17 protein-coding genes are annotated in these 25,004 nt (G+C 64.1%); 1 reads left to right on the top strand and 16 read right to left on the bottom strand.

The genetic code is table 11. From position 1 onward, the window contains the following. Positions 1 to 90: 90 nt before the first annotated feature. From amaB to AC0NID_RS11775, 8 genes are all read right to left on the bottom strand, one after another. Positions 91 to 1,602, bottom strand: coding sequence for an L-piperidine-6-carboxylate dehydrogenase (amaB, locus tag AC0NID_RS11810; RefSeq protein ID WP_473454719.1), 1,512 nt, complete (start codon positions 1,600 to 1,602; stop codon positions 91 to 93). 183 nt (positions 1,603 to 1,785) lie between these two features. Next, positions 1,786 to 3,060: an RNA polymerase sigma factor gene (locus tag AC0NID_RS11805; RefSeq protein WP_473454720.1), complete on the bottom strand. Its 1,275-nt coding sequence runs from the start codon at positions 3,058 to 3,060 to the stop codon at positions 1,786 to 1,788. Beyond that, positions 3,057 to 3,431 (bottom strand): YciI family protein, encoded by a 375-nt coding sequence (locus AC0NID_RS11800; RefSeq protein ID WP_473454721.1) that lies wholly within the window; start codon positions 3,429 to 3,431, stop codon positions 3,057 to 3,059. The genes AC0NID_RS11805 and AC0NID_RS11800 overlap by 4 nt, the downstream gene beginning before the upstream one ends. Positions 3,432 to 3,546: 115 nt before the next feature. Beyond that, positions 3,547 to 4,650: a DNA topoisomerase IB gene (locus AC0NID_RS11795; RefSeq protein WP_473454722.1), complete on the bottom strand. Its 1,104-nt coding sequence runs from the start codon at positions 4,648 to 4,650 to the stop codon at positions 3,547 to 3,549. A gap of 147 nt (positions 4,651 to 4,797) precedes the next feature. Continuing rightward, the gene (locus tag AC0NID_RS11790) at positions 4,798 to 5,682 is read right to left on the bottom strand and encodes a transglutaminase family protein (protein WP_473454723.1); all 885 of its coding nucleotides are present in this window, start codon (positions 5,680 to 5,682) and stop codon (positions 4,798 to 4,800) included. 24 nt (positions 5,683 to 5,706) lie between these two features. Beyond that, positions 5,707 to 8,112 carry a circularly permuted type 2 ATP-grasp protein gene (locus AC0NID_RS11785; protein WP_473454724.1) on the bottom strand — a complete coding sequence of 802 codons (2,406 nt, stop codon included), beginning with the start codon at positions 8,110 to 8,112 and terminating at the stop codon, positions 5,707 to 5,709. A 6-nt stretch (positions 8,113 to 8,118) separates the two neighbouring features. Continuing rightward, positions 8,119 to 11,496: a transglutaminase family protein gene (locus AC0NID_RS11780; RefSeq protein WP_473454725.1), complete on the bottom strand. Its 3,378-nt coding sequence runs from the start codon at positions 11,494 to 11,496 to the stop codon at positions 8,119 to 8,121. 123 nt (positions 11,497 to 11,619) lie between these two features. Continuing rightward, the gene (locus AC0NID_RS11775; protein ID WP_473454726.1) at positions 11,620 to 12,810 is read right to left on the bottom strand and encodes an acyl-CoA dehydrogenase; all 1,191 of its coding nucleotides are present in this window, start codon (positions 12,808 to 12,810) and stop codon (positions 11,620 to 11,622) included. Between the two features lie 108 nt (positions 12,811 to 12,918). On the opposite strand from AC0NID_RS11775, the gene AC0NID_RS11770 reads away from it, so the two are divergent. Further along, positions 12,919 to 13,803 carry a LysR family transcriptional regulator gene (locus AC0NID_RS11770; protein WP_473454727.1) on the top strand — a complete coding sequence of 295 codons (885 nt, stop codon included), beginning with the start codon at positions 12,919 to 12,921 and terminating at the stop codon, positions 13,801 to 13,803. Between the two features lie 400 nt (positions 13,804 to 14,203). Here AC0NID_RS11770 and AC0NID_RS11765 read toward each other — a convergent pair whose 3' ends face one another. The 8 genes from AC0NID_RS11765 to AC0NID_RS11730 form a co-directional block, all read right to left on the bottom strand. Beyond that, the gene (locus AC0NID_RS11765) at positions 14,204 to 16,516 is read right to left on the bottom strand and encodes a Tex family protein (RefSeq protein ID WP_473454728.1); all 2,313 of its coding nucleotides are present in this window, start codon (positions 16,514 to 16,516) and stop codon (positions 14,204 to 14,206) included. A 126-nt stretch (positions 16,517 to 16,642) separates the two neighbouring features. Further along, complete coding sequence (locus tag AC0NID_RS11760) at positions 16,643 to 17,824, bottom strand: serine hydrolase domain-containing protein (RefSeq protein ID WP_473454729.1); 1,182 nt, start codon at positions 17,822 to 17,824, stop codon at positions 16,643 to 16,645. 28 nt (positions 17,825 to 17,852) lie between these two features. Then, entirely contained in the window at positions 17,853 to 19,049 is a 1,197-nt protein-coding gene (locus AC0NID_RS11755) for a serine hydrolase domain-containing protein (protein WP_473454730.1), read from the bottom strand. 238 nt (positions 19,050 to 19,287) lie between these two features. Further along, positions 19,288 to 20,322, bottom strand: a complete 1,035-nt coding sequence (locus AC0NID_RS11750; RefSeq protein ID WP_473454731.1) for an ABC transporter substrate-binding protein — start codon at positions 20,320 to 20,322, stop codon at positions 19,288 to 19,290. 28 nt (positions 20,323 to 20,350) lie between these two features. Further along, positions 20,351 to 21,154, bottom strand: coding sequence for an ABC transporter permease (locus AC0NID_RS11745; RefSeq protein ID WP_473454732.1), 804 nt, complete (start codon positions 21,152 to 21,154; stop codon positions 20,351 to 20,353). Beyond that, positions 21,147 to 22,067, bottom strand: a complete 921-nt coding sequence (locus AC0NID_RS11740) for an ABC transporter permease (protein WP_473454733.1) — start codon at positions 22,065 to 22,067, stop codon at positions 21,147 to 21,149. The genes AC0NID_RS11745 and AC0NID_RS11740 overlap by 8 nt, the downstream gene beginning before the upstream one ends. Continuing rightward, positions 22,067 to 23,161: an ABC transporter ATP-binding protein gene (locus AC0NID_RS11735; RefSeq protein WP_473454734.1), complete on the bottom strand. Its 1,095-nt coding sequence runs from the start codon at positions 23,159 to 23,161 to the stop codon at positions 22,067 to 22,069. The genes AC0NID_RS11740 and AC0NID_RS11735 overlap by 1 nt, the downstream gene beginning before the upstream one ends. A 128-nt stretch (positions 23,162 to 23,289) precedes the next feature. After that, positions 23,290 to 24,957, bottom strand: a complete 1,668-nt coding sequence (locus AC0NID_RS11730; RefSeq protein WP_473454735.1) for an amidohydrolase — start codon at positions 24,955 to 24,957, stop codon at positions 23,290 to 23,292. Positions 24,958 to 25,004: the final 47 nt, after the last annotated feature.

Genomic DNA, 25,004 nt, shown 5'->3' with positions numbered 1-25,004 from the left:
TATTTGTCGACATTGAACGGAGATCGGGACGGCGGGCCTTGATCCTGTCGTGGCGACCGTTGCGGCCGCCACAACAGAGCCCTGGCGTCCTCAGTCGATGTCGAACGAGACGCCCTGCGCCAGTGGCAGCGCCTTGGAATAGTTCACCGTGTTGGTGGCACGTCGCATATAGGCCTTCCAGGCGTCCGAGCCGGATTCACGGCCGCCTCCGGTCTCTTTCTCGCCACCGAAGGCGCCACCGATCTCGGCGCCCGATGTACCTATGTTGACGTTGGCGATGCCGCAGTCCGAACCGTCGACGCCAAGAAAGCGCTCGGATTCCTGCAGGTCGCGGGTGAAGATCGACGACGACAGGCCGGCGCCGACCGCATTGTGCTCGTCGAGCACGGCGTCGAAATCCGAGTATTTCATCACGTAGAGGATCGGCGCGAAGGTCTCTTCGGTCACCGGCGAGACTTGGCTTTGCATTTCGACCAGTGCAGGATGCACATAATAGGCGTCGGGATGGCCGTTCTCGACCCTCGTGCCGCCGGTCACCTTGCCGCCATGAGCTGTGGCCTCCTGCAAAGCCTTCTGCATGTTGTCGAAGGCAGCCTTGTCGATCAGCGGACCGACCAGCGCTGATGTCTCCAGCGGATTGCCGACCGAAACACTCTCATAGGCCTTCTTCAGGCGCGGCACCAAGGCGTCATAGACGCTGTCGTGCACGAACAGGCGCCGCAGAGTCGTGCAGCGCTGGCCGGCCGTGCCCATGGCGCCGAAAGCGATGGCGCGCAAGGCCATGTCGAGATCGGCCGTCGGGCAGACGATGCCGGCATTGTTGCCGCCGAGCTCCAGCACCGCGCGCGCAAAGCGCTTCGCCAGCCGCGGACCGACGTCCCTGCCCATGCGGGTCGAGCCGGTGGCCGAGACCAGCGGCACCTTTGGATGGTCGACCAGGATCTCGCCGACGGCGCGGTCGCCGATCAGCACCGTCGCCAGCCCTTCGGGCGCATCGCCGAAACGCTTTGCCGCGCGCTTGAAGATCGCTTCGCAGGCAAGCGCCGTAAGCGGCGTCTTTTCCGACGGCTTCCAAACCACCGCGTCGCCGCAGACCAGCGCAAGTGCGGCGTTCCACGACCACACCGCGACCGGGAAATTGAAGGCGGAGATGACGCCGACGACACCCAGCGGGTGCCAGGTCTCCATCATGCGATGGCCGGGCCGCTCGGTGGCGATGGTCAGGCCATAGAGCTGGCGGGAAAGGCCGACGGCGAAATCGCAGATGTCGATCATCTCCTGCACTTCGCCGAGGCCTTCGGACGGGATCTTGCCGACCTCGATCGACACCAGCCGGCCAAGCTCGGCTTTGTGCGCGCGCAGTTCCTCGCCAAGCAGCCGCACCAGCTCGCCGCGCTTCGGCCCCGGCACCAGCCGCCACGCCTGGAAGGCTTTATGGGCATCATCGATAGTCTTTGCCGCATCGGTCGGCGAGATCGTCCTCAGCGCGGCAATCTGCTCGCCCGTGACCGGGCTGCGCACGATAAGATCGCCGCCCGAAAGCACGTGCTCGGCAACGCCCAGTTTCGCCAGCAGCCCGGCAGTTTCCTTTGCAATCGTCATGGTCTATCCCTTTCCGGTCCCGTCGCGCATGTGGCGTCGGTCAAGCCTTGCACCATGTCGCCTCCACGCCGATCGGCACATCAGGCGCGGTCATGGCGTGGCATTACTCGTTTCAGGGAAAAATCGCCACCCCGGCATGGTCTAAGCTCTGCGCAGACGATTGAACCAGCCGAATGAACCGGATCAGCGTGTCGTCTTTGCAGCGCTCCGCGCGGCGCCTTCATTCATCAGACGGTCGATATGCATGCGGATATGGGCGGCCTCGGCTGCCGTGTTGGCAAGTGCGATGGCTCGGTCGAAAGCGGTGCGCGCCTCCTCGCCACGACCGAGCTGCATCAGCAGCCCGCCCTTGAGGCCGAAGAAGTGGAAATAGCCGGAGAGCCTTTGCTCCAGCGGCTCGATCATGGCAAGTGCCGCTTCCGGCCCGCGCACCTTGGCGACCGCGACGGCGCGATTGAGCGTCACCACCGGCGACGGCTGCATCTGCTCGAGCAGGCCGTAAAGCAGGTCGATCTCGTTCCAGTCCGTATCCTCGGGCTTTTCCGCCCGCGCATGCAGGGCGGCGATCGCTGCTTGCACCTGGTAGGGACCGGGCTTCCGGTGGCGCAGCGCCTTGTCGACCAGCGCCAGCCCCTCGTCGATCATCTTGCGGCTCCACAGGCTGCGGTCCTGGTCTTCGAGCAGCACGATCTCGCCGTTCTCATCAAAACGTGCCGGCGCACGCGCATGCTGGAGAAGCAAAAGCGCCGTCAGACCCATGATCTCCGGCTCGGTCTGGAACAGCCTGAGCAGCAGCCTGGCCAACCGGATCGCCTCTTCGCAGAGCGGCGCACGGGCCGGCGCTTCGCCGCTATTGGTCGAATAGCCTTCGTTGAAGATCAGGTAGACCATGGCGGCGACCGCGGCGAGCCGTTCGGACCGTTCGACCGCACCGGGCGTCTCGAACGGCACGCCGGCATCGGCGATGCGCGCCTTGGCCCGTGTGATACGCTGCTCCATGGCGCTTTCACCGACGAGAAAGGCGCGCGCGATCTGCTTGACGGACAGGCCGGAGACGATACGCAACGCGACGGCGACCTGCTGCGTCTCCGGCAGGTCGGGATGACAGCAGATGAACAGCAACCGCAATATGTCGTCGCGGTAATGAGCGCCGTCCAACCGCTCGACGATATCGGCCTCGGCATCCTCCAGATCGGAAATCTGGTCCTCTTCCGGCAGCGGCGCCTGCTTGGCACGCTTGCGCACCGCGTCGATGCCGCTGTTGCGGCCAACGAAGATCAGCCAGGCCGCCGGATCGCGCGGCGGGCCGTTTGTCGGCCAGTTCTTCAGAGCGCGCAGGCAAGCGTCCTGGAAGGCTTCCTCCGCCGCATCGAGATCGCGGAAGTAGCGCAGCAGCGCGCCCATCGCCTGCGGGCGGGCGGTGCTGATCGCGGTGCTGATCCAGGTAAGGTCGGTCATGCGGAAACCGTGGCGGGGCTGAAGAGCGAAACAGGCCGTATTTCGTACGAGCCGCCGCTCGGGTTGACGTCGGAAAGCTCGCGCGCAAAGGCGACGGCCTCGTCGAGATCTGTGCATTCGAGCGTGTAGAAGCCGAGGAACTGTTCCTTGGTTTCGGCAAACGGGCCATCGATGACGACCGCTTCGCCCTTGACCTTTCTCAGCGTTGTCGCAGCGGTCGTCGGCAGCAGCCGCGCCACCGGGCCAAGCCGGCCGGCCCTGGCGTATTTCTCCTGCACGCCGATGAGTTTTTCCATGACGGCGTCGTCCTGTTCCTTGCTCCACGAGCAGACGACGTCTTCGGAGGCATAGCAGAGGATAGCGTAGAGCATGAGGTGCGTCCTTTTTTCTGTCAAAGGACGAAACAGTAGAACCGATCCCGACAGTGCGTCGATAAAAAACTGCGTCCCGCAAGGACGATGAAAACCTGTGACTGCTCCGCTCGATTCAGCCTGCCTGCGCCTTCAGCCATCTCAGGACGACGGCTTCTTCGTCATCAAGGCCTGGTATCGATCGCTTCCGCCTGTTCGCATCCGCCATTTCGCCGAGCAGACGTCCCTCGGACCAGGCATCGAAAACTTGCGGGTGGATGTAGCACTTGCGGCAGATGGCGCGTGTGTTGCCCAGCCGCTCGGCCACTTTGTCGATGACGCCGTTCATCGCCCGCTTCTGTAGTGCCTGGCTTTCGGGCCGCTCCGTCTGCGCAAACAGCGACGCGGCATGGATGGTGCCGCCCCAGGTTCGGAAATGCTTGGAGCTGAAATCGGCCCCTGCCGTCTCCCTGATGTAGCGGTTGACGTCGTCGGAGCGGATCGGTCGCCTGCTTCCGTCCTCGTCGAGGTACTGGAACAGCTTCTGGCCCGGCAGATCCTGCGCCCCGCGCACGATCCTGGCGATCCGGCGATCGACGAGCTTCAGCTTCCATTCCTTGCCGGACTTGCCTTTGAAGGCGAAACGCAGGCTCGAGCCATTGATGTCGACATGGCGGTCGCGCAGCGTGGTCAGCCCAAAGCTGTTGTTGTCGCGAGCGTAGGCGGCATTGCCAACGCGGATCATCGTGTTGTCGAGCAGCCAGACCACGGCGGCGACAACCCGTTCCAGCGGCAGGCCGTGACGGCGCAGGTCGGCATCGATCTGGCTTCGCAGCTCAGGCAGGCTTTCTGCAAAGGCGACCAGGCTCGAATATTTGACGCCGTCGCGCTCCTCCGCCCATAGCGCATGGTAGCGATACTGCTTGCGCCCACGCTGATCCCGGCCCGTCGCCTGGATGTGACCGTCGGCATCCGGCGAGATCCACACATCCGTCCACGCCGGTGGAATGGCGAGCGCCTTGATGCGGGCCATGGTGCGCCTGTCGACGCCCTGCCCGTCAGCGCCTTTGTATGAAAATCCCTTGCCGGCCCGAAAACGGCGGATACCCGGCTCGGCGTCGGTGATGTAGGAAAGCGAAGCGCGATCGGCAGAGGCCTGCGACCCATTTTCGGGCGCCCCGTTCCTTGGTGCAACCTTGGCAGCCAATCGGCCAGAAGACGACCCGGATTTGTCCAGCATATCCTCTCCACGGAATTTTCCCGTAGATAAGCGCCGGACCCGCCGCTGGTTCCGCCGTGGCTTCACAAAGATGTCAGACTTGCCGCATGCGTTTGGCAACCAGTCTTCCGTCGATGTTCGGGGCATACGATGCGCCCGCGCTTGTCGTCAGGCCTTTTCGAGCACGACCGGAATGACGTCGACCGCTTGCTCGCCGACCTGCCCTCCGGTCGTCTTCAGGACGCCGACGATCGGCGCTACATCCGAATAGTCGCGGCCGTGGCCGACGGTGATGTGGTCGTTGCTTGCCCGCATGCCGTTGGTCGGGTCGAATTCCTGCCATCCGGTGTCGCGCCCGCACCACACCTTCACCCAGGCATGCATGGCGTCGGCCCCTTCCAGTCGCGGTTTTCCGCGCGGCGGAATGGTGCGCAGGAACCCGCTGACATAGCCGGCGGGGACACCCATGCCGCGCAGGCCGGCGATCATGATGTGTGAAAAATCCTGGCAGACGCCCCGCTTCAGGCTGAAAGCGTCGCTGGCCCGGGTCCGAACGGTGGTCGCCTTGCCGTCATAGGTGAAATCGCGATGAATGCGGTTGCACAGGTCCATGGCGATGCCGGCGACGGAACTGCCGGCGCTGCCCTGCGCGTAAGCCGTGATCGCCGGATCGACGCCTGCATGGTCGCTGGCTGCCAGAAAGTGATGCGGTGTATCAGGCGCAAGCGACCGCACCGCGTCGAGTTCCTCCCGCAGCCGGCGAATGTCGGGCGAAACGTCAAGCCCGGGTTCCGGCCGCGAGACCGCGACGCGCGCGCTCATCCTGATGTCGAGCGCATCGTGGACGTCGCGAAAGGCGATCGATGTGACGTTGTTGCCGAAGAAATCGGAAAAATCCGAGCGTTCGCTCGGCGCCGGCGCGAAGGACAGCGAAGCGGCGATCACGCGCTGCTCGCCTGATATCGTCGGCGGCAGCACGCGCACCTGATGGCGGCCGCCGCCGGCTGCAGCATCATAATCGTAGCGCAGATTGAGCCTGATGTCGTAGAGCATGCCCGCCTTTATCCGAACCCGTCCTTAGCCGAAATAGGCCTTGGCGAGGCTGTTGTAGAGGCCGCCGATCTCATTGGCGAGATCGTCCAGGGCCTTCGCCGTCATATCCGAGGGCTCCATGACGGCGATTGCCGTGTTGAGCTGCAGGATCTCCTTCGCCGCCGGCGACATATGCCCCTCGCCGCCGACAGAGGGCAGCAGCGCGATTTCGGCCTTCAGCCGCTCGAGCTGGAACAGGATGGAGCGCGGGTTGAGCGGATCGAGCACCAGGAGGTCGATCACCGTGCGCCGGCCGGCCTGCACCGGATACTGCCGCCGATGGGTCATGACGCTGTCGCCGATCTCCAGCATCATGTCGAGCGCGCCGTCCGGCGCCGCAGCCCTGGTCAACCGGGCGAGCGTGCGGGCGATCTGGATGCCGCGTTCCAGCCGTCGGCCGATCTCCAGGAAGCGCCAGCCGGTGAAGCGGTACATATTCTCATGCAGCAGGCCGGAAAACCCGGCGAGCTTGCGCAGCATGACCGTCATCGCCCGGGTCGCATCGTCGCCCGGCCCCACCGTCGTCGCGAATTGATGAATGGTCTTCGACAGATCCTTCAGCGCCAGCCAGCCATCGGGCGAGAAGCGGTCGCGGATCTGCCCGGCACTGTAGACGGCGCTGTCCAGCGTGCCGATCAGCCCCGGCGGGATTGCCGTCGCGACGTCGATGCCGAACGGTTCGAGATGGTCTCTGATATCGGCGAGCAGCGGCATGTCCGGTTCGGAGGCCTCGGCCAGCCGCACGTGATAGGCGCGCAGGATGCGCACCGTGTCTTCCGACCGCTCGATATAGCGGCCGAGCCATGTCAGGTTTTCCGCTGCCCGGCTGGGCAGGCTGCCCGGCAAGGTGCGGGTGAAGCTGTCGTGCTCCTGCGGCAGCAGCGTCTCGCGCTCCACCGGTCTGTTGCTGACCACCCACACATCCGCCGCCTGGCCGCCGCGCTGCATGGCGATGGCGGTCGGGTCGAGCGAGAAGCCGACACGGGCGAAACCGCCTGGCATCACCGTCCAGCCTTCCGGCGTCCGCGCCAGATAGACGCGCAGGCTTGCCGGCCGCGGCTCCAGCCAGCCGCCGACATAGACCGGCGTGGTCGAAAGCGTCACCGCTTCCTGTCCGACGAAGTCGCCGCCGTTCCGTTCGATCTGCGCTATCAATTCGGCCCGCTCTCCGGCAACAAGCGCCGAACCCAGCCTGGTGCAATCGTCATCCTCGAATGCAAGCCGCGTCGACAGCGCCGGACCGACTACCATCCGATCGAGATTAGCCAGCACATGGTCACGGTCCGTGTCCCGCCCGCACCACCATGTCGCGACGCTCGGCAGCAGAAGCTCCTCGTTGCGCAATTCGCGCGAAATCTTCGGCAGGAAGGCGAACAGCGCCCGCGTTTCCATCAGGCCGGAACCCAACGCGTTGACGGCCGAAACGGCGCCCCGGCGAATCGCCTCGACCAGGCCCGGCGCGCCGATCTGCGAATCCGGCCGCAATTCGAGCGGATCGGCGAAGGCAGCGTCGAGCCGTCGCCACAGCACGCTGACCGGCATCAGCCCCGAAACCGTTCGCACCATGAGCCGGCCGCCGGAGACGGTCAGGTCCTCGCCTTCGAGCAGCATGATGCCGAGATAGCGGGCGATGTAGGCATGTTCGTAATAGGTTTCGTTGAGCGGCCCCGGCGTCAGGATGGCGACCCGGCCGCCTGATCCCTTGGCCATGCCGTTCAGCGCGTCGCGAAAGCGACGGAAGAAGCCGGCAAGGCGGTGCACATGCATCTCGCCATAGATGTCGGACAACGCACGCGTGGTGGCGACGCGGTTTTCCAGCGCGAAGCCGGCACCTGACGGCGCCTGCGTGCGGTCGCCCAGCACCCACCAGCGGCCGTCCGGTCCACGGCCGAGCTCGAAGGCGCAGAAGTGCAGGAAATGGCCGCTGGCCGGTCTGATGCCAACGACAGGCCGCAAATATTCCGGGCTGGCCGCGATCAGCCCCGCCGGCAGGATGCCCTTCTCGACCAGCCGGTTCGGCCCGTAGATATCGGCGATCGTTTCCTCGAACAGCTCGGCCCGCTGGACCAGACCGGCGCTGATGTCGGCCCATTCCTGCTCCTCGATCAGCAGGGGAACATGCGCCAGCGGCCATTCGCGCTCATTGGCCCCGGCGTTGTCGTAGACACGGTAGTAGACGCCGGCGTCACGCAGATACTGGTCGGCGCGGGCGAAGCGCTGGGCGAGCTTTTCTGGCCCCAGGTCCTCCAGCGCCTCGATGAAGTTCGTCCAGACCGGGCGGGGATTGCCCGATGCATCGACCATCTCGTCGACGACGCCATCGATCGGCTGGTAATGCTCCAGCAGGTTATGCGGCCTGCCGCGTATTGTCTCGTGATTCCCCTTTGCCATGGCTGATCAGAGTCTTGCAGGCCGCCGCAGGTCAAGGGTCATCGGGAAATCCTCAGAGGCTTCTTCGTTGCGCAGCACGTAACCGGACGGCGTATGCCCACGCGGTTCGAAACGGGCAAGCCGCCGCGCCTCCGCTTCGTTGCCGTTGACCGGGAAGGTGTCGTAGCTGCGCCCGCCGGGATGCGCGACATGATAGACGCAGCCGCCGACCGCCCGGCCCGACCAGCGATCGTAGATGTCGAAGACCAGCGGCGTGTTGACCGGCAGCGCGGGATGCAGGCCCGAGGCCGGCTGCCAGGCCTTGAAGCGGACGCCCGCCACCGCGATCTCTCTGGTATCGGTCACCTTCATCGGCACGATGCGACCGTTGCAGACGACAGCGTGACGCTCGGGGTTGAGCCCTTCGGTCTTCACCTGCAGCCGCTCGACCGAGGAATCGACGAAGCGCACGGTGCCGCCGATCGCCCCCTGCTCGCCCATGACATGCCACGGCTCCAGCGCTTGCCGCAGTTCCAGCTTGATGCCGGCTTGGCTGACCTCGCCGCAGAACGGAAAGCGGAATTCGAGTTGCGCGTCGAACCATTCGGGGCGAAACTCGAAGCCGTTCAGCTTGAGGTCGTCCAGCACGTCGAGAAAGTCAGCCCAGACATGGTGCGGCAGCATGAAACGGTCATGCAGCGACGTGCCCCAGCGCACGAAGCGGCCATCGAGCGGATTGTTCCAGGCGCGGGCGATGATGGCGCGCACCAGCAATTGCTGCGCCAGGCTCATGCGCGCATTGGGCGGCATCTCGAATCCGCGGAACTCGACCAGCCCTAGCCGGCCGGTCGGGCCGTCGGGCGAAAACAGTTTGTCGATGCAGATTTCCGAGCGATGCGTGTTGCCGGTGACATCGGTCAACAGATTGCGGAACAGCCTGTCGACCAGCCACGGCAGCGGGGCCTGACCCTTGTCCGGGTGCGGCACCTGCGCCATCGCGATCTCGAGTTCGTAGAGCGAATCGTGGCGCGCCTCGTCGAAACGCGGCGCCTGGCTGGTCGGGCCGATGAACAGGCCCGAGAACAGGTAGGACAGCGACGGGTGCCGCTGCCATTGCAGCACCAGGCTCTTCAAAAGGTCTGGGCGGCGCAGGAACGGGCTGTCGTTGGGTGTCGCGCCGCCGACGACGACATGGTTGCCGCCGCCGGTGCCGGTATGGCGGCCGTCGATCATGAACTTGTCGGCGCCAAGCCGCGTCTGCCGCGCCTCTTCGTAGATCGCCGTGGTCGTCGCCACGCAGTCCTGCCAGTTCGCAGCCGGATGGATGTTCACCTCGATGACACCGGGATCCGGAGCCACACGGATGACGTTGAGGCGCGGATCGTGCGGCGGCCCGTAACCCTCGATATGCACTGGCAGGCCGATGGCCTTTGCCGCGTTCTCGGCCGAAGCGACCAGTTCGAGATAATCTTCCAGCGCCTCGACCGGCGGCATGAACACACAAAGCCGTCCGTCGCGCGGCTCGACCGACAGCGCGGTGCGCACCGCGCCGCCGATCTCGGTGATCTCCTGTTCCACACGGTCCTGCTGGCCGGTCGTGGCGGTGAAGGACATCGCCTGCTGGCGACGCGCCATTTCGTCGGCGCCTTCCAATTCGGCCAAAGTGCGCTCGGGCGAAGGAGCGGGCTCAGGCACGATAGCCTCGCGCATCGGCAATGGCCCGCGCGGCAGGGAAGGATCGATCGGCACGATGTAAGGGAACTGCGCCGGCGGCACATAGGGAAGCGTGCCGAGCGGCAGGCGGTAGCCGACCGGTGAATCGCCCGGCACCAGGAACAGCCTGCCACGCCGCGTCTTCCATTTCTCCGAACGCCAACGCGGACCCGACGCCTGGCTGTTCCAGCGCTGCACAGGCAGGACATAGCCCGACGGCTTGGTCAGGCCGCGCTCGAACACCCGCGCCATGCGGCTGCGCTCCTCGGGGTCCTCCAGCTTCGAATTGGACGGATCGACATTGTCCGGCAGCTTGCCTTCCTTGAGCAGCCACTCGGCCGGATCCTCATAGGCTTCGCTGACCATGGTCTTGTCGATGCCGAGTTCATCGGCAATCGTCGTCAGCAGGCTTTCAGCCTGCTTCGGCCCGATATCTGCCTCGCTGTTTTCCCGTGCGATCAGCGATGGGTCGCTCCACACCGGCTCGCCGTCGGTGCGCCAGTAGAGCGAGAAGGTCCAGCGCGGCAGGCTTTCGCCCGGATACCACTTGCCTTGCCCGTAGTGCAGGAAGCCGCCGGGCGCGAAACGCTCACGCAGCCGGCGGATCAAAGCATCGGCCTTTTCGCGTTTGGTCGGGCCGACGGCGGCGGTGTTCCACTCCTCCGCCTCGAAATCGTCGATCGACACGAAGGTCGGCTCGCCACCCATGGTCAGCCGCACGTCCCCTGCCTCGAGCACGGCATCGACCTGATTGCCGAGCGCATCGAGCGCTTGCCAGCTTTCATCCGAGAACGGCTTGGTGATGCGCGGGTGCTCGGCGATGCGGTCGACCCGCATGTCGAAGCCGAACTCGACATTGGCGAAGCTCGCCATGCCGGAAATAGGCGCGGCGTTGCGGAAATGCGGCGTGGCCGCCAGCGGTACATGGCTTTCGCCGGTGAGCAGGCCGGAGGTCGGGTCGAAGCCGATCCAGCCGGCCCCCGGCAAATAGACCTCGCACCAGGCATGGAGGTCGGTGAAGTCGATCGCCGTGCCGGGCGGTCCGTCAAGCGCGACGAGATCGGGCTTCAACTGGATCAGGTAGCCGGAAACGAAACGCGCGGCGATGCCGAGGTTCCTCAGGATCTGCACCAGCAGCCAGCTCGAATCCCGGCAGGACCCCTTGCCGGCGGCCAGCGTTTCCTCGGGCGAAAAGACGCCGGTTTCCATACGCACGATATAAGCGATCTCGCGCTGCAGCCGCGCATTGAGGTCGACCAGGAAATTGACGGTATTGATCGGGTGACGATCGATGGTTTTCAGGAACGCCGACAGCAGCGGCCCGGTCGGCTCCGGCGTCCGGTAGATGGCGAGATCGTCGCTGATCTCTTCCGGGTATTCGAACGGAAAGATTTCGGCCGACGGCTCGACGAAGAAATCGAACGGATTGTAGACCGTCATGTCGGCGACGAGGTCGACCTCGATCTTCAGTTCCCTCACCGGTTCCGGAAACACGAAGCGGGCAAGGAAGTTGCCGTAGGGATCCTGCTGCAGGTTGACGAAGTGGTTCGCCGGCTTGACCTTCAGCGAATGGCTGAGCACCTTGGTGCGGGAATGCGGAGCCGGCTGCAGCCTGATGACCTGCGGACCGAGAACGACCGGCCGGTCATATTTGTAATGGGTCAGGTGGTAGACGGCGGCCAGAATTGCCATGGTGCCCCGGAAGTCGGCGTTTCAAAACGAATTCGCCGAACCCTGACACAAATGCTGGCCATTCTCCAAGCAGAGATGTTGCGGTGCACCTAATTTAAGCAGCGCCAAACGATCCGACGGCGTTTAGAAGAAGGCCTGCAACCCGGTCTGCGCACGCCCGAGGATCAACGCATGCACGTCATGCGTGCCCTCATAGGTATTGACCGTCTCCAGGTTCTGCGCGTGGCGCATGACATGGTAGCCGATCTGGATGCCGTTGCCGCCATGCATGTCGCGCGCCTGGCGGGCAATGTCGAGCGCCTTGCCGCAATTGTTGCGCTTGACGATCGAGATCATCTCCGGCGCCATCTTGCCTTCATCCATCAGCCGCCCGACGCGCAGGCTGCCCTGCAGGCCAAGCGCGATCTCGGTCTGCATGTCGGCGAGCTTCTTCTGGAAAAGCTGCGTGCCGGCCAGCGGCTTGCCGAACTGCTTGCGGTCGAGGCCATACTGGCGGGCCCGGTGCCAGCAATCCTCCGCCGCGCCCATTGCGCCCCAGGAAATGCCGTAGCGCGCCCGGTTGAGGCAGCCGAACGGCCCTTTGAGACCCGAGACGTTGGGCAGCAGCGCGTCTTCGCCGACCTCGACGCCTTCCATCACCACTTCGCCTGTGATGGATGCGCGAAGCGACAGCTTGCCGCCGATCTTCGGCGCCGACAGCCCCTTCATGCCTTTTTCCAGCACGAAGCCGCGAATCTGGTTGTCATGCGCGGCCGATTTCGCCCAGACGACGAAGACGTCGGCGATCGGCGCATTGGAAATCCACATCTTCGAGCCGGAGATCCTGTAGCCGTCCGCGGTCTTTTCGGCGCGCGTCTTCATGCCGCCCGGGTCGGAACCGGCATCCGGCTCGGTCAGGCCGAAGCAGCCGATCCACTCGCCGCTGGCGAGCTTTGGAAGATATTTCTTGCGCTGCGCCTCAGAGCCATAGGCGTGAATCGGATACATCACCAGCGACGACTGCACGCTCATCATCGACCGATAGCCCGAGTCGATGCGCTCGACTTCGCGCGCCACCAATCCGTAGGTGACATAGTTGGCGCCGAGCCCGCCATATTCTTCGGGAATGGTAATGCCGAGCAGCCCGGCCTCACCCATCTCGCGAAAGATCCCGGCATCGGTCTTCTCCTCGAGATAGGCTTCCTCGATCCTGGGAGCGAGCTTGTCGGCAGCGAATGCCGCCGCACCATCGCGCACCATCCGCTCGTCTTCCGAAAGCTGGTCCTCGATCAGGAACGGATCTTCCCAGACGAATGTGTTCTTGTCGGCGGCCATGGCTCTCGGTCTCCACAACAAAATCTTGAGGTGCCGGGCTTATCGGCTTCCAGCTCGAAAAAATCAAACGAAATTGCTTCGCCGATCAATGAGCGTTAGTAATGGATCATGAATGTTCAGCGCCGCCTTTTACCCGGTATCAGCGCCCTTGCCGCCTTCGAGGCGGTGGCCCGGCTGGGCAGCTTTACCGCCGCCGCGCAGGAACTCGATTTGACCCAGGGCGCCGTCAGCCGGCAGATTAGGCTACTGGAGGACCAGTTCGGCCGCCGGCTGTTCGAACGCGACAGCCGCAATGTCAGGCTGTCGGCGGCAGGTGAGACCTATGCCGAAGCGGTGCGCGCCGCCCTGGGTCAATTGCGCGACGCAGCCCTCGGATTGATGAGCAATCGGCATAGTGGCATCTTGAACCTAGCGATCCTGCCGACCTTCGGCACTCGCTGGCTGATGCCGCTCATCCCGGATTTCGTCGAAAACAACCCCGACATCACCATCAACTTCGTCACCCGCATCGGCCGCTTCGACTTCGCCCGCGAAAGGCTCGACGCCGCCATCCATTTCGGCCTGCCCGACTGGCCGGATGCCGACTCGACGCTGCTGGTCCGCGAAGAGGTGGCGCCTGTCGTGTCGCCCGAGTTTCTGACCGGCCGCGCCATTGCCACGCCCGCCGATATCGGTCGCCTGCCACTGCTGCACATGGCAACGCGGCCCGGCGCATGGACCGAGTGGTTCGAGCATCAGGGTTTGAGCGCGCCGACCGGGCCGGGCATGCAGTTCGAGCAATTCGGCACCGCCGCCCAGGCCTGCATGGCCGGGCTGGGCGTGGCGCTTCTGCCGCAGATCCTCATATCAGGCGAATTGCAGCGCGGCCAACTCGTGCCGGCGCCTGGCCGGCCAATGCAGAGCCGCAGCGCCTATTATCTCGTCGTGCCGCACGACAAGCGCGGCCATCCGCCGGTCGCCAGCTTTCGCGACTGGCTGCTCAGTCGCGCTTAAAATGTTTTCACTTCACAGCTTGAACCAATGACCTTCAAACACAAAACCCGCCTCTTGGGCGGGTCGGTGGCGCACATTTGCACCCTATTTAAATCATTAACATACCTGCCGGCACAAAGCAAGAACAAATATGCTGCCTCAGGCAAATCGCATCAGGTAGGCGCCGCCCCTCATTGCCCTGCCGGGCTTTTCTCCCCGTATAGGGACGAGGAGAAAGGCGCCTTCGCAAAGGATTTCGCCAATCTCGGCGTTGCACAAATAGCGCCGAGGTTGGCGGCCAGCCCTCCCCGTCACTATACGGGGAGAAGGTGCCGGCAGGCAGATGAACGGCGGCGCCGACTTCGACAGCACAGGACAATCCCCTGCCGATTTGGCGGTTTTTCTTTGACCGATTTAACAGCTATTTCCGCTTCAACGCATCGGCCAATGCGGCGCCGAATGCGCCCTGTTGCGCCGGCCGCTCCGGCTGACGCTGTGGTGCCGGCGCGCGCGGCACTGATCTGCCGCCATTGTCACCCGGCTTCGAAGCGCCGCCGCCCCCATCCTTGCGCATCGACAGGCCGATGCGCTTGCGCTTGATGTCGACCTCGACGACACGCACCTTCACCACGTCGCCGGCTTTCACCACCTCATGCGCGTCCTTGACGAAACGATCGGCCAGTTGCGAGACATGCACCAGTCCGTCCTGATGCACGCCGATATCGACGAAGGCGCCGAACGCCGCGACATTGGTGACGGTGCCTTCCAGGAGCATCCCAGGTTTCAAATCCTTGATGTCGTCGACGCCGTCGGCGAAGGTCGCGGTCTTGAAGCCCGGACGCGGATCGCGGCCGGGCTTCTCCAGTTCCGCCAGGATATCGCGCACCGTCGGCAGGCCGAACCGCTCGTCGACGAAGACACGCGGATCGAGGGCTTTGAGAGCAGCGCTGTCGCCCATCAGCGAGCGGACGTCGCGCCCGCAGGCGGCGACGATCTTCTTCGCCACGCCATAGGCTTCCGGATGCACGGCCGAGGCATCGAGCGGTTCGGTGCCGTTGGCAATGCGCAGGAACCCGGCGCATTGCTCGAACGCGCGGGGTCCGAGCCGCGCCACCTTCAACAGGTCGCGGCGGCTAGCGAAGGGGCCGGCCGCATCACGATGCGCGACAACAGCCTCGGCCAACGATGCGCCAAGACCTGACACCCGTGCCAACAGCGGCGCCGAGGCGGTGTTGAGGTCGACGCCGACGGCATTGACCGCGTCCTCGACCACCGCTTCCAGCGAGCGGCCGAGCCGGTACTGGTCGACATCGTGCTGATACTGGCCGACGCCGATCGACTTCGGCTCGATCTTGACCAGTTCGGCGAGCGGATCCTGCAGCCGTCGCGCGATCGACACCGCGCCGCGCAGCGACACGTCGAGGCTGGGAAATTCAGCCGCCGCCGTTGCCGAGGCGGAATAGACCGAAGCGCCCGCCTCGCTGACGATAACCTTGAGCGGCTTCGGCCCGGACTCGGCAGGCATGTCGGACAGCATGTCGGCGACCAGCCTTTCGGTCTCGCGACTGCCGGTGCCGTTGCCGATGGAAATGAGCTCGACCTTGTGGAGGCGGATGAGCTTCGCCAGTTCGGCTTGCGTGCCGCGCACGTCGTTCCTCGGCGGAAACGGATAGACCGTCGTCGTCGCCAACAGCTTGCCGGTGCCGTCCACCACCGCCACCTTGACGCCAGTGCGGATGCCTGGGTCGAGCCCCATCGTGGCGCGCGAGCCGGCGGGGGCTGCGAGCAGCAAATCCTTCAGATTGCGTGCGAAGACGTGGATGGCCTCCTCCTCGGCCCGCTCGCGCAAATCCCGCATCAAATCGAGCGTCAGATGCAGCGACAATTTTATCCGCCAGGTCCAGCCCGCCACCTCCATCAGCCAGCGGTCGCCCGGCAACTGGCGGCCGATGGCGTAGGCGTCGGCGATCATCCGTTCGACCGGCTTCACCGGAGAGGCATCGTCGCCATCGACCTCGATGTCGAGCGACAGCACCTCCTCGTTGCGGCCGCGCAGCATCGCCAGGGCGCGATGGCTCGGCACATTGGCCCAGCGCTCGACATGGTCGAAATAGTCGGAGAATTTCGCGCCGGCCTCCTGCTTGCCGTCGACGACGCGTGAGCGCATGAAGGCGCGTTCCTTCATGTAGGTCCGCAGCTTGCCGACCAGGTCGGCATTCTCGGCGAACTGTTCGGACAGGATGTCGCGCGCGCCTTCCAGCGCCGCCTTGGCGTCGGCAATCTCCTCGCCGACATAGGCCAGCGCCAATTCGCCGGGCACTGCCGCCCGATCGGCGAGAATGGCCTCCGCCAGCGATCCCAACCCGCGCTCGCGGGCGATCTCGGCCTTGGTCCGGCGCTTCGGCTTATAGGGGAGATAGATGTCTTCGAGTTCCGCCTTGGTGGCAGCCTCGGCGATCTTGGTCTCAAGCTCTTCGGTCAGCTTGCCCTGCTCACGGATCGAACCAAGGATGGTGTCGCGGCGCGCGTCGAGTTCGCGCAGATAGGCGAGCCGCTCGGCCAGCATGCGCAGCTGCGTGTCGTCCAGGCCGCCGGTGACCTCCTTGCGGTAGCGCGCCACGAACGGCACCGTCGCGCCTTCGTCCAGCAGCCCGATCGCAGCCGCGGCCTGTTCGGGCCGGGCAGCGATCTCGGCTGCTATGATTGCTGCGATGCGCTTGATGTCGGATGCCATGTCGTTCCTGCTGCCTGTCGAAAGAGCGGCGACCATAGGCGCAGAGCGGCGCCCCGCCAACCGCGGCGTTTTCGATCACCCGATAGGTCCACAGGAAAGCTGCCGCGCTGTGGCTGCCCGGGTGGATCAGACCATCCGGCTCAGGGCCTCGAAGAAAGCGACCATATCGACATCGAGCGGCTCGTCGACTGGCTCCGGCTGCGACGACATCTTCGCGATGACGACCTCCGCCTTCGGATTGACGTAGAGCCACTGGCCGTGGATGCCGATGCCGCAGAAGGCGCCGCTTGCCGCGCCCGTCTGGTACCATTTGTTGCGGTAGCGGCCTTGCGGAAAGAGGAATGCCATCGTGCCGCGTTGCCAGGCCTCGGTGTCTCCGCCTGTGCCGGTCGTGTCGCGCACCCAGGCTTCCGGCACGATGCGGCGGCCGTCGGCCATGCCGCCTTGCCGCATCATCTCGCCGACGCGCGCCAGATCGCGCGGCGTTACCGAAATGCCGCCGGCCGCGCGTGCTGTGCCTGCCATGTCGACTGTCACCGAGGCTTCGCTGGCCGCCCCGAGCGGCAGCCACAGTTTCTCGCGCATCAGATCGGCGAAGCGCTGGCCGGACGCGCGCTCGAGCAGGATGCCGAGCAGGTCGGAATTGGGCGAACGATAACTGAAGGTCTGGCCATGCGGCTCGGCCAGACGTTGCAGGGTCAGGATGAAGTCGGCCAGGCTTTCGCTGCCGCCGCCTGGGTTCCACAGGGTCGCGCGGCGATAGCGGGCAAAGGCGCTTTCCGGGTCGAGATAGGCTTCTTCGAAGTCGAGGCTGACGGCCATGTCGAGCACATGCCGCACGCTGGCATCGCCATAGGCAGAGCCGGCGGCTTCCGGCAGATAGCGGGTTATCGGAGCTTCGGGATCGAAACCGCCCTCGCCCTCCAATATGCCGGCCAAAATGGCGGTCAACGACTTGCTGATCGAGAAAACGATATGGCGGGCGCCGAAATCCATATGCGGAGCGAACCAGTCGCCAACGAGCTTGCCGCCCTTCATGATCGTCAGCCCGTCGGTATCGGAACGTGTGAGAAGGGCCTCAACGGTCTCTGGGCCGCCAGCCAGAGTGACTCTCTCGCCGAGCAGCCCGTCAAGAGCCCGCGCTGGCGCCTCACCGCTGACTGGCGCTGCGGCCACGCGTGCGCTCGGCACCAATTCTCCGACGTTCTGAAACGACCACCGGCTGAACGGGCTTTCGCGCCAGTTGCCGAGCAGCACCTGGTTGCGGGCAAAGCCGTATCTGGTCTCGAACGCGGTCTTGCCGGCCATGGCGTTTCCTTCCGATCTTTTTTGAAATTCAGGCCAGTGCGGCGGCGATGGCGTGCACGGCTTTCAGCGTCGCCACCGAATAGGCGATGTTGGTGAAATCCGGGTAGCTCGAAAGCTTCACCACGACCGTTCTTGTGTCCCAGTCGATATGGATCAGCTGCCCGAACACGCCCCGGCACATCAGCGCGCGCGAACGCGGATCTTCGATCCAGAACTGGTTGCGGTAGCTGCCTTCCGGCAGGCTGGGATTAAAATCCGCTCCATGCCTGCCGTTACGCGTCGCTTCGATCCAGCCGGCCGGCACCACGCCGCCGCCATTGTCGAGGATCAGCTGGCCGAAACGGCCATAGTCGCGCAGCGTGGCGTTGAAGCCGCCATCGGCGACGGCGTAGCCGGCGCTGTCGACGGTGAAGCAGGCACTTTCATCCGCTCCGAGCTTTTGCCAGAGTTCTTCCGAAACCAGTTGCGCCAGTCGCGTGCCGGTGACCCGCTTCATGATGAAGGCGAGCACGTCGGTCTCGATCGAACGGTATTCGAACGCGGCACCATGCGGCCGGCTTGTCTCCTTGAGCCCCAGGATCAATTCGAACATATGCGACGGCCACGCGAAGGCCGGATCGCTGCCCGGCGGCACCGGTTTCCAGCCGCTGGCGACATCGACCTGGCCAATATCGGAATAAGGGTCGGTGTATTCCTCGGAAAACCGAACCCCGCTTGTCATGTCCAGCACATGCTGCACGCTGGCGCCCGCCCAGCCGGTGGCGGCAAGCTCAGGCAGATAGGCCGTCACCGGCAAGGCCGGATCGATCAGGCCGCGCCCGACCAATATGCCGAACACCGAAGCGGTGACGGACTTCGCCATCGACTGCGACAAATGCAGCGTGCGGTCGGTCATGCCGTTGAAATAGCGCTCATAGGCGACCTTGCCGTCCTTGAGCACGAGCAATCCGTCCGTGTAGGTCTCGTCGAGCAACCCGGCGAGCGTCGTCGGCTGACCCGTGCTGTCGCTCACCGGCAGTTGATCGAGATCGGCCTCGGCTCGCTCGAACCGGCGGCGGTGGCCATTGCCGCGCCAGACTTCCACGGTCGGCAGAAATTCCCGGATGTGCTGGAACGCCCAGCGGTTCCAGGGTCCCCTGTCCCAATCGAGCTTCGGCGGCACCATCAACGGCGGCGATCCCTGCATGATCGGCGGCGCCGGTTCGCTATTGCGGTAGGACTGCATGAGAATTTCCCTGCCGCCGCATGCCGCTCTTCCGTTCACTTGGATGAGGAGCGGTCTGCACAGCGGACGAAAAAGCCCCCGAATGGGCCTTTCGAGTGACGAACGCCCGACGCCATGGCGAAGGGCAGTGCCAGCAGGCCAAGTGAGGGGCGGCGCGAACGCTGCGAATTCAGCGCTACCCCTCGTCCGGCCCTTGACCCGCCTTCTTCCCGCTCGCGCGGAAGAAGGCGGAGTGCCGCTATTTCTGAACGTCCGTCCAGATGCGCGTGTAGAGTTGCTGCACCTCGGGCGAGCATGGGGTGAGGAACTCGCCCGCTTTCTCCAGTTCTGGTGGTACCACCAGTTCGGGCGCATCCTTCATGTCGGCTGGCATGAATGCCTTCGAGCCCTTGATGCCATTGGCATATTTGGCGAAGGCGGAGATCATGGCGGCGTTCTCGGGATCCATGATGAAGTTCATGAACAGCTTGGCGTTGTCGACATTCTTGGCATCCTCGAGGATGGCAACACTGTCCATGAAAAAGGGGAAGCCCTCCTTCGGGTAGCCGAACTTGATGTCGGGGTTTTTGATGCGCGAGCGCATGATGGCGCCGTTCCAGTAGTAGACGGCCGAATAGTCGCCGGCCGGTAGCTTCTCGGTCACGCTATAATCCATGGCCAGCCATTTCGGCTTGGCCTCCACCAGCTTGTCGCGCACTTTCTTGAGCAGTTCCTTGTCGTCCGTGCACCAGTCGCCGCCCAGATACTTGATGGTGGCGAACAGCACGTCGTTCATTTCCGGCGCGACATTGATCTTGCCAACCAGTTCCTTCGGCGGATCGAGGAAGATGGCCGAGGTGTTGATGTCGCCGTCATAGACCTTTGTGTTGACGCCGATACCGGTCAGGCCCCACTGCCACGGAACCGTATAATGACGGCCCGGATCCCAGGGAACGTTCGCCCAGCGCTCGTCGACATTCTTGAAGTTCTCCATCTGGTCGGGCCGGGCCTCAAGCAGAAGCCCTTCCTTCACCCAGATCGGCACGTAGTTGGCCGACGGCACCACAATGTCGAAGCCATGACCACCGGCGCGTACCTTTGCTAGCGCGGTGTCGTTGGAGTCGTAGTCGGTGATCGTCACCTTGACCTTATAGGTATCCTCGAACTTCTTGATCATCTCGGGGCTGGTGTAGTCGCCCCAATTAAAGATGTTGAGTTCGCCTTCCGCATACGCGCTGCCCGCAAAGGCAAACATTGCGAATACCGCCGTGGCAGCCGTGGTCTTCCATTTCATTGCTATTCTCCCGTTTGGCAATCGTTGGTCATGGCTTGCGCCGATTGACGAAGTAGAACGCGGTTACGAGCACCACCGACAGCGCCAGGAATACGGTGGCGATCGCATTGATTTCCGGGCTCGTTTCGCGCCGCAACTGGCCGAGCATGTAGGTAGGCAGCGTATCCTGGCCGCCGGACTTGACGAATTCGGTGATGACCACATCGTCGAGCGAAATGACGAAGGCGAGCATGAAGCCCGCGATGATGGCCGGCCTCAAGAGCGGCAGCGTCACGAAACGGAAGGCTTTCCAGGGCGTGGCGTATAGGTCAGCGGCTGCGCGCTCCAGCGTCAGGTCCATGCTCTCCAGCCGCGCCCGGATCGGCAGGTAAGCGAACGGGATGCAGAAGGCGGTGTGCGCGGCGATCAGGTAACCGAGTCCTGAGTAACCGGTCCAGACCTTGATGCGCGAGAACACGATCAGGAGCGCGACGCCGGTGACTATCTCCGGCACCATCAGCGGCTGGTTGATGAAGGCGTATTTGAAGGTAAGGCCGGGATAGGGCCGCGTGCGGGTCGTGGCCAGCGCAGCCATGGTGGCGGCGATCGTCGACAGCGCGGCGGCCGAGACCGCCAGAACGAGCGAGCGGACGGAGGCGTCCTGCACGGCCGAATTGTGCCAGGCCGAAATAAACCAGCGCAGTGAGACGCCATCCCAGCGCGAAAGCGAATCCGCTGCGTTGAACGAATAGGTGACGAGCGCCGCGATCGGCAGATAGAGCGCGAAGAAGGTCAGAAGCGCCATGAACCCGAAGCCGGGTTGCGCCTGGATGTCGAAGGGACGCTTAGCCATGGGCGCCCTCCGACCTAGATGCGTTGCGCACGTAGAACAGGAGCGCGATCATCACCAGCACCATGAGCGTAATTGAGATGGCCGCGCCAAGCGGCCAGTTACGGCCCGCGCCGAACTGCAGTTCGATCAGGTTGCCGAGCATCATGTTCTTGCCGCCGCCCAGCACCCGCGGAATGACATAAGCGCCAAGCGAGGGAATGAAGACCAGTATCGAGCCGGCTATGACGCCGGGCTTGATCAACGGGAAGATGATGCGGCGCAGAACCTGCCAGCGACCGGCGTAGAGGTCATATCCGGCCTCGACCAGCCGGAAGTCGAGCTTCTCTATCGAGGCGTAGATCGGCAGCACCATCAGAGGCAGGTAGATATAGATCATGCCGAGCAAGATGGCGGCGTCAGTGTTCATGATCTGCAGCGGTTGCTTGATGATGCCGAGCGCCATCAGCGCCGTGTTGACCAGCCCTTCGTTGCGGATCACCTGCTGCATGGCGAAGGTGCGGATCAGGAGATTCGTCCAGAACGGAATGGTGACGAGGAAAACCCAGACCTCGCGTGTCTTCGGCGGTCGCGTGGCGATGAAATAGGCTGTGGGGAAGCCGAAGAACAACGTCAGCACGGTGGTGTAGAACGACAGGCTTATCGAACGCCAGAAGATCGACAGATGCGCGTCGGCGAAGGCCAGCGTGTCGTCGAAGATGTCGCGCTGCATCAGCACCGACTGCCAACCGTCCGTGGAGAATTTCCACACCACGCCGCCATAGGGCCCCGGCGTCAGGAACGAATAGATCACGACGATCAGCAGCGGTCCGGTCGCGGCGAGAAAGATGATGATCAGCGCCGGCGCCGACAGCAGCCAGCGATCGCGGATTTCGCGGCGTTCGGCTTCCTTCGCGACTTCTTCCGCGCTCGCCATCAGTCCCTCAGTATTTGTGCGGCGTCGTTGCCGATCGAAATGCCGACTTTGTCTCCCAGCTCGAAACCGCAGCCGGCGCTGCGCGTGTTCTGCTGGCGCACGGTGAAGGCCTCGCTGCTGTCCAGACGAACATGAATATGCGTGTCGGTCCCGAAATAGACGATGTTCTCGACCGTTCCCGACAGGTCGCCCTTGTCGCTGGTCAGCTTGGCATGCTCCGGTCTGACCACCACGGTGGCGATATCCTTCGGCTGGAAGCCCTCAGCCACGGTTGCCTCGATCGTCACGCCGGACTTCAGCGTTGCGCGTGCCTTGCCGTTGCCCATGCCTGATATGGCTGCGGTCAGGAAATTGGTTTCGCCGATGAAGTCGGCGACGAAGCGCTCCGCCGGCTTGTCGTAGATGTCCCAGGGCGAGCCGACCTGCAATATCTTGCCCGACGACATCACCGCGATGCGGTCCGACATGGTCAGCGCTTCTTCCTGGTCGTGGGTGACGAAGATGAAGGTGATGCCGGTCTCGTGCTGCAGCCGCTTCAGCTCGATCTGCATCTCCTTGCGCAGCTTGAAGTCGAGCGCCGACAGCGGCTCGTCGAGCAACAGCACTTTCGGCTGCGGCGCCAGTGCCCGCGCCAGTGCCACGCGCTGTTGCTGGCCGCCGGAAATCTGGCTGGTGCGGCGGTTGCTGAGCGCCTCCATCTTGACTAGCTTCAGCATCTCGGCGACCCGCGCCTTCACTTGGGTCTTGGGCTTGCCAAGCATTTCGAGGCCGAAGCCGATGTTCTCGGCCACCGTCATATGCGGGAACAGCGCATAGTTCTGGAACACGGTGTTGACCGGCCGCTTGAACGGCGGCAGCGGTGCGATGTCCTGGCCATGCAGCAGGATCTCGCCGGCGCTCGGAAAGTCGAAGCCGGCGATCAGCCGCAGAAGCGTCGTCTTTCCGCAGCCGGACGGACCAAGCAGCGTGAAGAACTCATTTTCGCGGATCGACACCGAGACCGTGTCGAGAGCGGCGACCTGTGACTCCCCGGTACCGAATACCTTGCGGACGCCACGAACTTCAATTGCATTTCTACCCGGTTGTTCCGGCACGATTACCCCATTTTCTTGTGTCCGCTCTTCATGGCGGATCCTGTTCCCACTCGATTGTCAGCACACGGCGTGTGGCTTGGCAAGCATACATCTGAATCCCGATTCAGAACGCAATTCCCGTGCCACCGTCATGCCTGATAGGTGATCTTGCCGCCGCAGATCGTCGTCACCGGCCGCACCGTATGCAGGGCTTCCGGCGCGATCGCCTCGATATCGGCTGAGAGCACCACAAGATCGGCCATGAAGCCGGGTTTCAGGCGGCCTTTGCGGTGTTCCATGAACTCGGCATAGGCGCCTTCCACCGTATAGCCACCGAGCGATTCATGCAGCGAGAAGCTCTGGTCGGGATCGCTGTCTGCCCATGGTTTGCGCAGCACTGCCGCCTGAATGCCCAGGATCGGATCGATCGGTGACACCGGCCAGTCGGAGGCGAAGACGACGCGCGCGCCGGCATTCTTCAGCGTCCGCCACGCATAGCTCAGCGGCCAGCGGGCGGGTCCGATGCGCGACACCGTCGGCTCCAGCGGCAAGCCCATGTTGCCCGGCGGATGCGGCGGCTGCATCGAGGCAATGACGCCAAGCTTTGCGAAACGCGGCACGTCGGCGGCGGTGACCAGCTCGATATGCTCGACCCGATGCCGGCTGTCGCGCTTGCCGTTTTGTTTCTGCGCCGCCTCGTAGCCGTCGAGGACAGCGCGCACGGCGCCGTCGCCGATCGAGTGCACCGCCATCTGCAGCCCGAGCCGGTCGACGGCCACGGCAAGATCGATGAACTGCTGCGGCGTAAAAAGCGGCTCGCCCACCCAATCCGGGCGATCCGCATAAGGCTCGACCATCACCGCCGTCCATGAATCGAGCACGCCATCGTAGAACACCTTGACCATGCCCGACGACAGCCATTCGCCATTGTAGCGCTCAGCCATCGTCGACGCCTTGTCGAGCATGTCGAGCGTCATGAAATTCTTGTAGTGGAACGGCACCTGCACGCGGCAGAGCAATCCGCCTTCGGCCTCGATCTCGGACAGGAGTTCGAGCTGGTGCAGATTGCCGTCCATGTTGTGGATCGACGTGATGCCGTGCCTGGCACACCATTCCAGTCCGCGGCGCATGATCGCCCGGTCGGAGGCCTGCTGCGCCGGCGTCGGCTTCGGGTCCGGCTCGCCGCCTGTCGCCAGGCCGAGCCGCACGCGACCCTCGCCGGCCAGCGCGATCAGCGGCCCAAAAGCCTCGCCCTCGCGCAATTCGCCGCTCGCCAGCCCATCGGCGCCCATGACGATCTCATTGCCCGGGCCAAGCTTCTTGCCCCCAAGCAGGCCGGCCATTTCCAGCGCCTTGGTGTTGGCCCACATCGTGTGGTGGTCCGGCGCCGCCATGACGAAGGGCCGGTCGGGCAGGATGCGGTCCAGGTGGTGGCGGCTGACCCGCTCGGCCGCCGACAGGATGGTGTAGTCGGCGCCTTGCGCCTGCAGAACGGGCAGATCCGGGCGCTTTGCCGCATAATGGCGCACGGCGTCGCAAAGCGCCTCAAAACCGTGGACGCCCATCAGCTGGAGATGATCGAGCTCGGCCGCGCCGGCGAAAAGATGCATATGCGCTTCGATGAAGCCGGGCACCACGGAGCCGCGCCCGGCGTCGATGACGCGCGTGCCGGGGCCTTTGTGCTCCAGCACAGTTGCGCGATCTGCGATCGCAATGATCTCACCACCCTTGACGGCTATGGCTTCGGCGCGGGGGGTATCGGGATCCATCGTCAATATGCTGGCGTTCTCGACGATCAGATCGGCCGATAGCGGCATAATTTTCTCCCGTTTGAGCTTAGGCTAGCAGAGTATTGGCGTCTGGC

The organism is Mesorhizobium sp. WSM4821 (genome assembly GCF_055901555.1).
The sequence above is the reverse complement of the archived record's forward strand: the minus strand, read 5'-3'. Positions and strand labels throughout refer to the sequence as shown.

Bases quoted from the DNA above. Each gene is read 5' to 3' on its own strand.
- AC0NID_RS11755 (WP_473454730.1), bottom strand. From the start codon at position 19,049: ATGCAGTCCTACCGCAATAGCGAACCGGCGCCGCCGATCATGCAGGGA.
- AC0NID_RS11805 (WP_473454720.1), bottom strand. From the start codon at position 3,060: ATGACCGACCTTACCTGGATCAGCACCGCGATCAGCACCGCCCGCCCG.
- AC0NID_RS11775 (WP_473454726.1), bottom strand. From the start codon at position 12,810: ATGGCCGCCGACAAGAACACATTCGTCTGGGAAGATCCGTTCCTGATC.
- AC0NID_RS11740 (WP_473454733.1), bottom strand. From the start codon at position 22,067: ATGGCGAGCGCGGAAGAAGTCGCGAAGGAAGCCGAACGCCGCGAAATC.
- AC0NID_RS11730 (WP_473454735.1), bottom strand. From the start codon at position 24,957: ATGCCGCTATCGGCCGATCTGATCGTCGAGAACGCCAGCATATTGACG.
- AC0NID_RS11795 (WP_473454722.1), bottom strand. From the start codon at position 4,650: ATGCTGGACAAATCCGGGTCGTCTTCTGGCCGATTGGCTGCCAAGGTT.
- amaB (WP_473454719.1), bottom strand. From the start codon at position 1,602: ATGACGATTGCAAAGGAAACTGCCGGGCTGCTGGCGAAACTGGGCGTT.
- AC0NID_RS11800 (WP_473454721.1), bottom strand. From the start codon at position 3,431: ATGCTCTACGCTATCCTCTGCTATGCCTCCGAAGACGTCGTCTGCTCG.
- AC0NID_RS11750 (WP_473454731.1), bottom strand. From the start codon at position 20,322: ATGAAATGGAAGACCACGGCTGCCACGGCGGTATTCGCAATGTTTGCC.
- AC0NID_RS11790 (WP_473454723.1), bottom strand. From the start codon at position 5,682: ATGCTCTACGACATCAGGCTCAATCTGCGCTACGATTATGATGCTGCA.
- AC0NID_RS11745 (WP_473454732.1), bottom strand. From the start codon at position 21,154: ATGGCTAAGCGTCCCTTCGACATCCAGGCGCAACCCGGCTTCGGGTTC.
- AC0NID_RS11770 (WP_473454727.1), top strand. From the start codon at position 12,919: ATGAATGTTCAGCGCCGCCTTTTACCCGGTATCAGCGCCCTTGCCGCC.
- AC0NID_RS11780 (WP_473454725.1), bottom strand. From the start codon at position 11,496: ATGGCAATTCTGGCCGCCGTCTACCACCTGACCCATTACAAATATGAC.
- AC0NID_RS11760 (WP_473454729.1), bottom strand. From the start codon at position 17,824: ATGGCCGGCAAGACCGCGTTCGAGACCAGATACGGCTTTGCCCGCAAC.
- AC0NID_RS11785 (WP_473454724.1), bottom strand. From the start codon at position 8,112: ATGGCAAAGGGGAATCACGAGACAATACGCGGCAGGCCGCATAACCTG.
- AC0NID_RS11765 (WP_473454728.1), bottom strand. From the start codon at position 16,516: ATGGCATCCGACATCAAGCGCATCGCAGCAATCATAGCAGCCGAGATC.